This is a genomic window from Clostridiales bacterium (assembly GCA_017961515.1).
Lineage (GTDB): Bacteria > Bacillota > Clostridia > Acetivibrionales > RGIG10202 > RGIG10202.
In genome coordinates this window covers 60,003-73,292 of sequence record JAGCXC010000094.1, presented here as the reverse complement: position 1 = coordinate 73,292, position 13,290 = coordinate 60,003, and the positions used below count along the sequence as shown (strand labels likewise).

Below are 13,290 nucleotides of genomic sequence, written 5' to 3'. Positions count from 1 at the left end.
AAAGGAGGTGGATTAAACCATGAAAAAAGAAAAAGGATCAGCAATAGCGATGAGTCTAGTCTTTTTGATATTTTTAACTTATTTTAGCGTATTAATAATAGATATGGCATATACAAACGTAAGTTTAAGCCGTAGCTATAGTGGAGATAGAAGAATTTATAGGGGTACAGATTATATTGTTAACATGATTTCCGTTAGGTTACAAAATGAGATAAAAAAGATTCAGGAGGACGCTCGGGATGAGACAGAGGCTGAAATAAAAAAAAGTTCGACACTTGATGCATGGAAAGATGACGTAAGTAAAGCATATTTAACTAAGACGGGTGCGATGACAGAGGAAGACTATGAGTATGAATTTAATTTGATGTATAAACAAAATTATCTGGAGAAGTTTAATGCATCACAATATGCGCAAAGTGTGTATAGTGAAAGTTTGCTAAAGCATCTTTCGGTCAACCAATCAACACCACAGGATGGGTATTATTATCTAAAGCTAATACAGGGAGAGGATATGTACTATAAATTAAGTAGTGCAGGTTATGATAGCCAAAACCACATAGTTAAATGTGTTATAGATATTAAGTTTGAGTATACGAATGATATAAGAGGAGTGGGAGATGAAAAAACAAATTTACAGAATAAAACAACAACTACAGTAGAGTTTAAAATATCTGATGGAAGTGATGATTTCAATTTGCAAAATTACAAGGTAGTGAATAAGAAAAACGATTTATTGCCAGCTTTTTCACGACAGATGGCGCTATTATCTGAGAGAAATGTAGTGTTCTTAGGAAAGGATAAGGAGATAAATATATTGGGGGATGTTATAGCGTTTGGTTATGTGCCTACTGAATTAGGGGGAGGAGAGAAAAAGAGTGCAGATTGGACAGAATATGGAGGAATATTGTTTGGTTATTCTAAAAAGATGAAGGATAGCATGAGAAGTATATATGGAAGTACATGGGAAAATCATATGGGATCTCTAGAAGATAATATAAACGCTGGTAGTGTAAAAATAGAGGGAGATGTGTCAACATTAGGACATATAAATATTGCGAGGGATATAGATAGAAGTAGACTAATACAAATATGTGGAGATACATACGCAAGACAATTTATAATGTCTGAAGATTCACACTATTCGAATATTTGGCTGGGGTATACAGGAAATGACGAAGAGAGGTCTTTGTTTACGTTAATGGGAGGCGAGGAAAAGACTAAGAATGAGTTGTTAGGGAAGGGAAATTTGTACGTGACAGATGATTTGCAAGTAGATTCGAGTTTTGCTAAGCTTGTGGTAGAAGGAGATTTTTATGGTTTATCCAGCTCATACGTGTTTGTAGGAGGAGATAATTTAAGCGAGAGTATGTCAAGTGATCAGCAAGAGACAGGAAGAAAAACAGATTTAACAAATGAGAAAAGAATTAGTACATTAAATATAAATGGTAACTCAGTGGTTGAGTTGCGTAGAAAGGTATACATAGGAGGAACATCAGTTTTAACAAATATACGTGATTCAAATGGAAATGCGTATGTAACAGGTATATCTGGAGCAAAGACATCCCAGTTATCATCAGAAGCATATATAAAGAGTAAAAAAAATAAATACGTTTATACTAGAGATACTAAGAAGGATGCAAAAACGAAAGAATATACACATTTTAAAGAAGCAAGTGAATACAACAATGAAACCATTAATATGATAAATGGGTATGAGAATAAAACAGATGATTTATTTACATTGGATGATAGAGCCAAACACTTCAAAGGTTATTTTGAGGATAGAATATTAGATAATTTTGGATTAATGGGTACAATGAATTTTGGAAATCTTAGAATAAAGACTGATAAGGATAAAAAGATACAAGGATGGGCAGAGGGTGTTATTATAGCAGCTGGAATAGGCGATTTTTATAATATATTAGACACAGAGGAAATAAATGCATATTATGGAGAGGGATATTCGGAATCAGCAGCTGATGTGTTTGACAAAAAATCTGAAAATCCATTTAGTCAGTATTCCATCATACAAAAATATCAAGAGACTATGGCTACGTTTTTTGAGACAAAGAATTTTGGATATGAAGGGAGAAAAATTGTGCAAACATCAGTGGATAAGCATTTAACAGATTATTTAAATAAAAGTAATAGTGTGTTTAATGTAATAAAGAACAATGTGGTAGGTGGAGTATATTTACATACAAATGATGAATTAGATGCGCATTTGTATTATAGTAAAAATAATATAACCAGGATGTATAAGTCTGGTTCGGATATATATTTAGAATCTAATAGTGTAACAAAAAAATTGGATTATTCACAAGGAATAGTGTTTGTTGAAGGTGATATATTTATTGAGGATGGAGTAGAATTTACTGGAATAATAATTGCAAGTGGGAATATAACTTTATATGGAGAAGTGAATATAAGTAGATATGCTGATAATGGAAGTGGTATGGACATAGTAAATAAATTAAAAGAGGAGGATTATTATGTTAGGACCTTCTTTGGATTAAATGATTATGACATAGATGATAATAATGCTGTTATAGATAGAATAAATCAAGATTACGTAAAAATTGTGAAGTGGGAAGTAAAATAATATCAAGATATGAATTTAAATAAGAGTCAATATATAGTTTAAAGAACGATGTAAAAAAAGATAAGAAAGAGGAATGCTTAAAAGACATTCCTCTTTCTTATGTGTACGGTTAATGGGAATTATAAAAAATTTAATTTAGGCTATTTACAATGGAAGATTTTTATGATAATATCTTTGTTGTGAGTTTTAGAGTTTTTGAAAAGAAAGTGCTTGTGTTAGTTTCGGGTATATGTTAGAATTAATCTTGCGTTTATAATAATGCGGTATGGTGTAAGGGTAGCACAAATGATTCTGGTTCATTTGGTCTGGGTTCGAATCCTAGTACCGTAGCCAAAGTAGATTCACAGTAAGGTATAAAGTTTTCATAAGGAGGAAGTCTTACTATGAAGAAAACCTTTGTCATTGACACTAACATATTGTTGCAATCTCCAGGGGCGATATATTCGTTTGGAGATAATGAAGTTGTGATTTCTGATGTTGTTCTGGAAGAGTTGGATAAATTCAAAAAAGAGAAAGGTGAATTAGGTGCCAATGCTAGGGAGACAGCCAGAATTATAGAAAGGTTAAGACAGGCACAGAGTGGAGAAAATTTGCTCAGTGGTTTGAGATTAGAAAATGGGGGATTGATACGAGTAGAGACAGGGCATAGCGAGGTAGAGCTCCCGTCTAGTTGGTCAGATGGAAAAAAAGACAATAGGATATTAAAAACATGTTTATACTTAAAAAATATTGGTGGTGCTGTATATCTTGTCACAAAGGATATATTTCTTAGGATAAAGGCAGAGATTATAGGTGTTGAGGCGCAGGATTTTTTTGCAGAACAATCTCCAGAGGTGGATAAACAGTATAAAGGAAGAAGAGATGTTTATTCCAGTAAAGATAATTTGGACGTGTTCTTCAAGAATGGTAAATTAAAGGTTGAAGATATTTTTGAATTTGAAGGGGATAGTTATACAAAAAAAATACAACCAGAGCTTACCATTAATGAGTTTTTGGTTATACATTGTGTAGATAATAGTAATCAAGTCGCGTTGGCTAAATTTGATGGAGAGTACATAGTAAAGTTAGAGTATAAGAATGCTAGTCCTTTTGGGGTAAAGCCTAGGAATTGGGGACAGGTATTTATGCAAGAGGCACTTATGATAGATGCGGATAGAGCACCTCTTACAATAATAAAAGGACCAGCAGGTACAGCTAAGACTTTTTATTCGTTGGCTGTTGGGTTGCAGAAAGTTTTGGTTGATAGAAACAATATGTACAGGAAGATATTAGTTTGTAGGCCTACTGTAAAGATGGACGAAGATATAGGATTTTTACCTGGTAGTGAGACACAAAAGATAGCACCGTTTTTAAGGCCGGTTGTTGATAATTTAGAGATATTGGTTGATAATAATGAGGATGAAAGATACAAAAGTGAAGTTCAGCTTAAAGATAAAGTAGATGAATTGTTTGACAGAAAGATAATAACGGCGGAAGCTATTGCGTTTATAAGAGGACGATCCATTGCCAAACATTGGGTTATTATTGATGAGGCACAAAATTTGACTCCAAAGCAGGTTAAGGGAATTATAACTCGAGCAGGAAAAGATACGAAGATAGTGCTGCTTGGTGATCCAGAGCAAATAGATCAGGTGTTCTTGGATAGGAGAACAAACGGACTTTGTTATGCATCCGAAAGGATGAGAGGAAGTAAGCTTTGTTATCAGGTGACTTTGACGGATTTAGAGTGTGAGAGATCTTTACTGGCGCATGAAGGTTCTACAAGAATGTAATATTTGCGGGGTGTAGCTTGATTTAGATTAATAAAAAAAGGCCAATTAGTTAATAATGATATATGAGTTGATATTAAAAATAACAATTGGTCGGAGGTACTAGTATGAAGATAGCTATGCTTACGTGGGAATATCCTCCTAGAATTGTGGGAGGCATATCCAGGGTGGTTTATGAGTTATCCCAGAAGTTAGGTAAGTTAGGTAATGAGGTCCATGTGGTGACGTGTTGTGAGGCTTGCGCTGAAGAATTTGAAAAAGATGATTATGTGTACGTGCATAGAGTGCGTTTGCCAAGTATAGAAATATTTGATTTTGTACAGTGGGTGTACCATTTCAATATAGCCATGATAGAGTATTTGGTTGGCCTGATAAATAAAATAGGCAAGTTAGACTTAATACATGCACATGATTGGTTGGTGGCATTTAGTGCAGTAACTATAAAAAATTCTTATTGTATACCAATGATTTCTACAATACATGCTACGGAGAATGGGCGTAACAATGGTATATACACATGCTTGCAAAAGTATATAAATAGTGTGGAGTGGTGGCTTACTTACCAGTCAAGTAAGGTTATTGTCAATAGTTTGTATATGAAAAAAGAAATTATAAAAATCTTTAACTTACCAGAGGATAAGGTCGAGATTATAAATAATGGTATTGATATAAAAAAATTTAAAAAGTATGCGTATGACATAAATATTAGAAGGAGATATGCCAGAGATGATGAAAAGATAATTTTTTTTGTTGGAAGATTAGTACAAGAAAAAGGGGTATCTATTTTAGTTGAAGCTATGCCGAAAATAATAAGAGAGTATAATGATGTGAAATTTGTTATAGTGGGAAAAGGAGATCAGGATAGTTATTTGAAAGATAGAGTAAATTCGATGGGGATATGGAACAAGGTGTATTTTACGGGATACTTAGGAGATGATGACTTAAGATTACTCTATAGATGTGTAGATGTGGCAGTATATCCAAGTTTATATGAACCATTTGGTATAGTCGCACTAGAAGCAATGTTGGCGGGAGTTTCTATAGTTGTTTCAGATGTAGGTGGTTTGGGAGAAATTGTTCAACATAATGTTGATGGGAAGAAATTTATAGTTGGGAATAGTAATTCTTTGGCTGATTGTGTATTAGATATATTAAAGGATCCCAATAAATCAAAGAAAATGGTGGATAAGGCATTGCAAAAAGTTTTAGAAAAATTTGATTGGAATAAGTTAGAAAAAGAATATAGACGGGTTTATACAAATGTTGTAGAAGATACAAAAAAGGTAGAATGGAAACAATACATTATTGAAGATATAAATATACAAAAAGGAGGTGAATTCCGTTAGGAATTTATACGAGTAATATAAAATTCCTTAACGGTTGGATTTGTGATAAAAATGACAAAAAAATTAAAAGTGATACCACTAGGAGGGCTAGGTGAAATAGGAAAGAACATTACGGTTATTGAGTACGAAGATAACATAATTGTTGTTGATTGTGGAATGGGTTTTCCAGAAGATGAGTTGTTGGGAATAGATTTGGTTATTCCTGACGTTACGTATCTAGAGAAAAACGTGGAGAAAATAAAGGGTATTGTATTAACACATGGACATGAGGATCACATAGGCGCATTGCCGTATGTTCTAAAAAAAATTAATGTACCGGTGTACGGAACAAGACTTACTTTAGGATTGGTTGAACAGAAGCTAGAGGAACATAGAATAAAAGATGTTGTAAAGACAAAAGTAGTAAATCAGGGCGATACAATCAAATTGGGATGCTTTAAAGTGGAATTTATAAGGACGACTCATAGTATAGCAGATTCAGTTGCACTTGCTATATATACGCCAGAGGGGATAGTAGTACACACAGGCGATTTTAAAATAGATCATACACCAATAGAAGGAGAACCTATAGATTTAATAAGGTTTGCAGAGCTTGGAAGAAAAGGAGTATTACTTCTTATGGCAGATAGCACCAATGCAGAGAGAAAAGGATACACGATGTCTGAGAAGACAGTTGGTGCAACGTTTGATAGGATATTTTCTGAGGCAAAGAATAGGATAATAGTAGCTACATTTGCATCTAACGTGCATAGGGTGCAGCAGGTGATAAATTCTGCAGTAAAGTATGGACGAAAGGTTGCTATATGTGGTCGAAGTATGCTAAATATGGCAAAAGTAGCGATAGAACTGGGGTATATGAGTGTGCCTGAAGGTGTTTTGGTTGAAATAGATTCAATAAAGAAGTATCCACAAGAAAAAACAGTTATTATAACTACTGGAAGCCAGGGGGAGCCAATGTCGGCGTTAACGAGGATGGCAGTGTCAGAACACAAAAAGGTTGATATTGTGCCTGGAGATTTGGTAGTTATATCAGCATCCCCAATACCAGGTAATGAAAAGTTAATATCGAGAGTTATAAATGAACTTTTAAAGAAGGGTGCAGATGTTATATATGAAGATTTGGCAGAGATCCATGTTTCTGGTCATGCTTGCCAAGAGGAACTTAAAATAATACATAGACTAGTAAAGCCGAAGTTTTTTATGCCGGTGCATGGAGAGTATAAGCACTTGAGAAAACATGCTGAGCTTGTTAGCTCTTTGGGTATGCCAAGTAAGGATATATTTTTGATGGAAATAGGAAGAACCTTGGAGTTAACAAAGGATAGGGCACAAATAACTGGTTTTGTGCAAGCGGGAAGAGTTTTGGTTGATGGACTAGGAGTTGGAGATGTAGGTAATATAGTACTAAGGGATAGAAAACATTTATCGCAAGATGGATTGATTGTTATTGTTATAACAATAGATGGGGCTAGTGGATCTGTAATTGCAGGCCCAGATATTATATCTCGTGGATTTGTTTATGTAAGAGAGTCAGAAAAGTTAATGGACGATATAAAGAATGTTGCTAAAAAAGCATTAAATAAAACTCAAGGCAAGAAGAAGAGTGATTGGGCTACTAAAAAAGGGTTAATAAAAGAGGATTTAAAAGAGTATTTGTATGAGAAAACCAAAAGAAGACCGATGATATTGCCTATAATAATGGAAGTGTAAAAAATAGGATAAGGAGCAAGTTTATTGAATATATTCATAAAGAACACAAGTATAGTTAATTGGAATAAAACAGTAGAGAATGTAAGTATAGCAATAAAAGATGGGATAATTGAGCGTATAGCAAAAGATAATGAGCATGTTGATGAGAGAAAATATGATAAAGTTATAGACGGTAAAAACAAAATTGTTATGCCAGGTCTTGTCAACTCACACACGCATGCGGGCATGACACTTTTTAGAAATTTTGCAGCAGATATTCCCTTAGAAGAGTGGTTGTTTAGTAAGATATTTCCAGTGGAGGCTAAGCTAACTAATGAGGCTATTTATTGGGGGACCATGTTAGGTGTAGCGGAGATGATAAAGAGTGGAACAACTACTTTCGCTGACATGTACTATTATATGGATGAAGTTGCAAAAGTTGTGGATAGTACAGGGATTAGAGCGAATTTGTCTAAGAGTGTATTGTCACTAAATAAAGATGGAGTAGGCTCTGTATCGAGAGATTTAGACGGTGCATATAGATATTTTAGTGAATGGAATGGAAAGTGTGATAAAAGGATAAAAGTTTATATAGAAATTCATTCAGCGTATATTTATGATAGAAATTCATTAAAAGAGGCGGCAAAACTAGCATCTGACCTAAATACAGGGATACATATACATATTGCTGAGACAAAGGAAGAGCAGCGTATATGCAAAGAAAAATATGGTATGGATGCAGTAAATATTTTGGACGAATGCGGAGTTTTTGAAGTGCCAGTTATTGCAGCACATTGTATTCACTTAGATGATGATAATATAAGGTTACTTAAAAAGAAGGATGTAAATGTGTCACACAATATTACGAGCAATTTAAAGCTTGGAAGCGGTATAGCTAGGATTCCTTATATGAATGATCAAGGAATAAATATTACCTTAGGTACAGATGGATGTGCGAGCAATGATAATCTTAATATGTTTGAGGAAATGCATTTGACGTCATTGGTGCATAAAGGTATTATGAATGATCCTACAGTGTTAAAGGCAAGAGATGTTGTAAAGATGGCTACGGTCAATGGGGCAAAAGCTCTAGGTTTTAAAAATGTAGGTATTATAAAAGAGGGGAATGTTGCAGATTTAGTTATAGTTGATGTAGATAAAATTCATAATACGCCAAAGGGGAATTATATTTTAGGTATTGTGTACTCGATGCAAGCACAAGATGTTGATACTGTAATAGTTAATGGAAAAATATTAATGGAGAACAAACAGTTGTTGACAATAGATGAGGAAATGGTAAAATATAAAGTGAGTCAGCTAAGAAAAAAATTGATAGTATAGATTTTGGTATTTTAAGAGCATTAATATAATGATTCTAGGGGGTGTTTTTTTGAATAGAGAGGACATAGATTTATTAGAAAAAGAAAAGATTAGGCTCTTATCCAAAGTTAATGATCTATTAGAGGGCCTTTTAGATGAAAAAGATGATGAAGTAAGAGATACCACAAGTGAGCTTGTGAGGAAGTTAAAAGATAATATAAGGGAAATAGATGAAAAAATATCTTTTGCCCAGTCAGATGATGAAGAGGAAGATGACGAGGACAGCGAAGGAAGTGATGATGAAGAGGGCGATGATGTAGAAGAGGATGAAGATATTGAAGAAGAAGAAGAAGAAGAAATAGAGTATGAGTACACGGGTGAGCCTAAGGTTAGTATAGGTAGATCAGACGGAGGAGATATTTTAGCTGTCTATGATAAAAGAAAAAGGAAGAAGTAGATTTTAAAAGGAGTAGGCTATATGAGAACTAGATTGATATTTGTAAGACATGCAGAAGCAGAGGGAAATGTAAAAAGACTTTTCCATGGATGGTACAATTCAGATTTGACCGAAAAGGGTGAGGAACAAGCAAAGTTAGTTGCAGGTAGGTTAAAAAAATTAAAAGTAGACGTATTATATTCTAGTGTATTGAACAGGACATATAAGACTGCGACTTATATATCTAAAGAGCTAGGATTGCCAATAAAAACATCTGAACAATTAAAAGAGATAAATGGTGGCGATTGGGAGGATGTGTCTTGGGCTGATATACCCAAGATGTGGCCTTTAGAGCATAATAATTGGGAGAAAAATCCGCATTTGGTGGAGTTGCCAAATGGGGAGAGTATGGTTGGTTTCCAGGAAAGATTGCTAAGGGAAGTTTATAGAATAATACATGAAAATGAGGGAAAGACAATTTTAATTGTTACGCATGGTACGGCTATAAAAGCGTTAAAGTGCAAATTTACAGGGGTTAAGTTAAAGGATATGATGGCTGTATCTTGGTGTGATAATACAGCAGTTACTGTAGTTGATTATGAATCAGATACAGGTAAGTTTGATTTAAAGATAGATGGAGATGTATCGCATTTGCCATTTAATCTTAGAACTATTGTGCATCAAGATTGGTGGCAAAATCTTAATAGGCAAGGGAGAGTAAGTGATGGAAAAGAAGTATAAACCAAAGGATATAGAGGACAAGTTGTATGCAAGATGGCTGGAGAGAGGGTATTTTAAAGCGCATGTTGATAAAAACAAAAAACCTTATACAATTGTTATCCCACCACCTAATATAACAGGGCAGTTGCATATGGGTCATGCCATGGATGAGACATATCAAGATATATTGATTAGATGGAGAAGAATGCAGGGTTATAGTACATTATGGGTACCTGGGACAGATCATGCGAGTATTGCAACTGAGGTAAAAGTGGTAGAAGCGATGAAAAAAGAAGGCTTATCAAAAGAACAAGTAGGTAGAGATGGTTTTTTGAAGAGAGCATGGGATTGGAAGGAACATTACGGAAGTAGAATAGTGGAGCAATTAAAGAAATTGGGAAGTTCGTGTGATTGGTCTAGAGAGAGATTTACTATGGACGAAGGATTGTCTAATGCGGTGGCAGAAGTTTTTGTGAAGTTATATAAAAAGGGGTACATATACAAGGGAGAGAGAATAATAAATTGGTGTCCTTCTTGTAACACATCGATATCAGATGCGGAAGTAAACTACGATGAAAAGGATGGACACTTTTGGCATATAAGGTATCCAATAAAGGATAGTAGCGAGTATGTTATTATAGCTACAACTAGGCCTGAGACAATGCTGGGAGATACAGCAATTGCAGTAGCACCCGATGATGATAGATATTCTAATTTAGTGGGTAGGAGTGTTATATTGCCATTGTGTAATAGAGAAATTCCTGTTATAGCGGATAGTTACGTAGAAAAAGATTTTGGAACAGGAGTAGTAAAGATAACGCCTGCACATGACCCTAATGATTTTGAAGTGGGTAAGAGACATAATCTACCTATAATAAAGGTTATGGACGATAATGCGCGGATGAATGAAAATGCATTGGAGTATAAAGGACTGGACCGATATGCTGCAAGGAAGAAGATTATAGATGATCTAAATAAATTGGGATTATTAGAAAAAATAGAGGATCACAAACATAATGTAGGTGTTTGCTATAGATGCAATACAGTAATAGAGCCTGTGATATCAAAACAGTGGTTTGTTAAGATGGAGCCTTTGGCTGGGCCTGCGAACGCTTCAGTTAGGGAAGGAAAAGTTAGGTTTGTACCAGATAGATTTTCAAAGAATTATTTTAGTTGGATGGATAATGTAAAGGATTGGTGTATATCAAGACAACTATGGTGGGGGCATAGAATACCTGCATATTATTGCTGTGATTGCGAAGAAATGATGGTATCAAAAGAAGCTCCTAAAGTATGTACTAAGTGTGGAAGTAAAGCTATAAGACAAGAAGAGGATACGCTAGATACGTGGTTTAGTTCAGCGCTTTGGCCTTTTTCAACATTAGGCTGGCCAGAAAAGACTGAGGACTACAAATACTTTTATCCTACCAGTGTGTTAGTTACAGGGTATGATATTATATTCTTTTGGGTAGCACGTATGATTTTTTCTGCGATAGAGCATACAGGAAAGACTCCATTTTCGCACGTATTAATACATGGTATAGTTAGGGACCAAGAGGGCCGTAAAATGAGTAAATCTTTAGGAAATGGTGTTGATCCTTTAGAAGTAATAGATGAGTACGGAGCGGATGCACTAAGGTGTTCTTTAATGATAGGGAACTCAACTGGAAGTGATATTAGATATATACCTGAGAAAGTTGAATCTAGCAGAAACTTTGCAAATAAAGTTTGGAATGCATCAAGATTTGTTATAATGAATTTTAAGGACGATGTAGATTTTGCTAAAGTAGATAAGAACAAATTTACCAAAGAGGATAAATGGATTATATCCAAGATGAATAATCTGATAGGAGAGGTAACAGATAATCTTGAGAGGTTTGAATTAGGTATAGCTTTGCAGAAGGTGTATGATTTTATTTGGGAAGAATTTTGTGATTGGTATATTGAAATGGTGAAGCCAAGACTATACAACGAAGATTGTGATACAAGGAATGAAGCTTGTTTTGTATTAAATGATATATTAATAAAGGCGCTAAAATTGTTGCACCCATACATGCCATTTATAACAGAAGAGATATTTATGAACTTAAAACATGATGATGAGAGTATAATGATTTCTAAATGGCCAGAAATTTCTAAAGATTGTGAATATCGTAAGGAAGAGGAGCAAGTTGAGTTTTTGAAGGAATGTATAAAGGGAATAAGAAATTTAAGATCGCAAATGAATGTATTACCATCAAAGAAAACGAAGCTTGTGTTTGTAGTAGAAGATGACGAAGTAAGGGAATTATTGAAAGATAGTGTTGTATTTTTAGAAAAATTGGCTTATGCTAGTGAGATTGAGGTTAGGGACGAAAAAGAAATCAATCTAAATGATTTCGCATCAGTTGTAAATTCAAAGGCTTTTATATATATTCCTATGGATGATTTGGTAAATAGGGAAATAGAGCAAGAAAGGTTAGAAAAAGAGAAAGAAAATTTAGAGATGGAGCTAAAGAGGGTTAACGGTAAGCTTAGCAATCAAGGTTTCATTAGCAAGGCACCAGAGCAGGTTGTATTACAGGAGAAGGCTAAAAAAGAGAAATATCAGGATATGTATAAAAAAGTTTTGGAGAGATTAGAAAAGATAAACTCAAAAAGGTGGATCTAGATGAAAGCGATAGTTGCGGTAGACAAAAATTGGGGAATAGGATTTAAAGGGAATTTGCTAGAAAGAATACCTTCTGACATGAAGTTTTTTAAGGAAACTACAGTAGGTAAGGTAGTTGTAATGGGTCGAGCTACGTTTGAGTCTTTGCCGAATAAAGAGCCTTTAAAAGATAGGGTCAATATAGTTTTAAGTAGATCAGATATGTATCGAGAAAAAGATATTATGTTATGTAAAACAAAAGACCAAGCATTGCATATACTAGATAAGTATGATAGAGATGATGTTTTTATCATAGGTGGGGAGAGCATATATAATATGTTTTTGCCATATTGTGATGAGGTTTACGTAACCAAGATATACAATGAATATAAGGCAGATAAATTTTTTGCCAACTTAGATGAAATAAGAGATTGGAGTTTAGTTAAAGCTAGTGAGGAACAAAGTTATAATGGTATCAAGTTCAAATTTTGTGTATATAAGAAAGCGAGGAATTTAGAATGAAAGAATTACAAGTACAACTAAAGACAATTGATGATGTGAAGGATTTTGTGAACGTTGTTAGTAAGTGCCCATACGATGTTGATTTATCGTCAGGTAGGTATGTGGTAGACGCAAAGTCTATAATGGGAATATTTAGTTTAGATTTATCAAAACCTATTAAAGTTGAGATTTTCTCAGACAAGTGCGATGACTTTGTAGAACAAATTAAGAAGTTTGTTGTATAAAAGTAGTATTGTAAGTTATATTGATTGACATTG

10 protein-coding genes and 1 tRNA gene are annotated in these 13,290 nt (G+C 34.3%); all 11 read left to right on the top strand.

Features of this window, described 5'->3' with window-relative positions; all coding sequences use genetic code 11:
* Window positions 1-19 precede the first annotated feature (19 nt).
* The gene (locus J6Y29_07145) at window positions 20-2,602 is read left to right on the top strand and encodes a hypothetical protein (GenBank protein ID MBP5427639.1); all 2,583 of its coding nucleotides are present in this window, start codon (window positions 20-22) and stop codon (window positions 2,600-2,602) included.
* A 259-nt stretch (window positions 2,603-2,861) separates the two neighbouring features.
* Window positions 2,862-2,935, top strand: a tRNA-Gln gene (locus tag J6Y29_07140).
* Window positions 2,936-2,985: 50 nt separating this feature from the next.
* Window positions 2,986-4,374 (top strand): PhoH family protein, encoded by a 1,389-nt coding sequence (locus J6Y29_07135; GenBank protein MBP5427638.1) that lies wholly within the window; start codon window positions 2,986-2,988, stop codon window positions 4,372-4,374.
* 104 nt (window positions 4,375-4,478) lie between these two features.
* The gene (locus J6Y29_07130; protein MBP5427637.1) at window positions 4,479-5,717 is read left to right on the top strand and encodes a glycosyltransferase family 4 protein; all 1,239 of its coding nucleotides are present in this window, start codon (window positions 4,479-4,481) and stop codon (window positions 5,715-5,717) included.
* Window positions 5,718-5,768: 51 nt separating this feature from the next.
* Window positions 5,769-7,427, top strand: coding sequence for a ribonuclease J (locus tag J6Y29_07125; GenBank protein MBP5427636.1), 1,659 nt, complete (start codon window positions 5,769-5,771; stop codon window positions 7,425-7,427).
* A gap of 24 nt (window positions 7,428-7,451) precedes the next feature.
* The gene (locus J6Y29_07120; GenBank protein MBP5427635.1) at window positions 7,452-8,747 is read left to right on the top strand and encodes an amidohydrolase; all 1,296 of its coding nucleotides are present in this window, start codon (window positions 7,452-7,454) and stop codon (window positions 8,745-8,747) included.
* A 49-nt stretch (window positions 8,748-8,796) separates the two neighbouring features.
* Entirely contained in the window at window positions 8,797-9,183 is a 387-nt protein-coding gene (locus tag J6Y29_07115) for a hypothetical protein (protein MBP5427634.1), read from the top strand.
* A 21-nt stretch (window positions 9,184-9,204) separates the two neighbouring features.
* A complete protein-coding gene (locus J6Y29_07110; protein ID MBP5427633.1) occupies window positions 9,205-9,903 on the top strand; it encodes a histidine phosphatase family protein in 699 nt (232 codons plus the stop codon).
* A complete protein-coding gene (locus J6Y29_07105; GenBank protein ID MBP5427632.1) occupies window positions 9,887-12,532 on the top strand; it encodes a valine--tRNA ligase in 2,646 nt (881 codons plus the stop codon). The genes J6Y29_07110 and J6Y29_07105 overlap by 17 nt, the downstream gene beginning before the upstream one ends.
* On the top strand, window positions 12,533-13,033 hold the full coding sequence (locus tag J6Y29_07100; protein MBP5427631.1) for a dihydrofolate reductase: 501 nt from the start codon (window positions 12,533-12,535) through the stop codon (window positions 13,031-13,033).
* The gene (locus J6Y29_07095) at window positions 13,030-13,257 is read left to right on the top strand and encodes an HPr family phosphocarrier protein (GenBank protein ID MBP5427630.1); all 228 of its coding nucleotides are present in this window, start codon (window positions 13,030-13,032) and stop codon (window positions 13,255-13,257) included. Before J6Y29_07100 ends, J6Y29_07095 begins: the two co-directional genes overlap by 4 nt.
* The last annotated feature ends 33 nt before the right edge of the window (window positions 13,258-13,290 follow it).

What these genes read in the sequence shown, in the direction of transcription:
- J6Y29_07110 (MBP5427633.1), top strand. Translation starts at nt 9,205, where the DNA reads ATGAGAACTAGATTGATATTTGTAAGACATGCAGAAGCAGAGGGAAAT.
- J6Y29_07135 (MBP5427638.1), top strand. Translation starts at nt 2,986, where the DNA reads ATGAAGAAAACCTTTGTCATTGACACTAACATATTGTTGCAATCTCCA.
- J6Y29_07130 (MBP5427637.1), top strand. Translation starts at nt 4,479, where the DNA reads ATGAAGATAGCTATGCTTACGTGGGAATATCCTCCTAGAATTGTGGGA.
- J6Y29_07100 (MBP5427631.1), top strand. Translation starts at nt 12,533, where the DNA reads ATGAAAGCGATAGTTGCGGTAGACAAAAATTGGGGAATAGGATTTAAA.
- J6Y29_07105 (MBP5427632.1), top strand. Translation starts at nt 9,887, where the DNA reads ATGGAAAAGAAGTATAAACCAAAGGATATAGAGGACAAGTTGTATGCA.
- J6Y29_07095 (MBP5427630.1), top strand. Translation starts at nt 13,030, where the DNA reads ATGAAAGAATTACAAGTACAACTAAAGACAATTGATGATGTGAAGGAT.
- J6Y29_07125 (MBP5427636.1), top strand. Translation starts at nt 5,769, where the DNA reads ATGACAAAAAAATTAAAAGTGATACCACTAGGAGGGCTAGGTGAAATA.
- J6Y29_07145 (MBP5427639.1), top strand. Translation starts at nt 20, where the DNA reads ATGAAAAAAGAAAAAGGATCAGCAATAGCGATGAGTCTAGTCTTTTTG.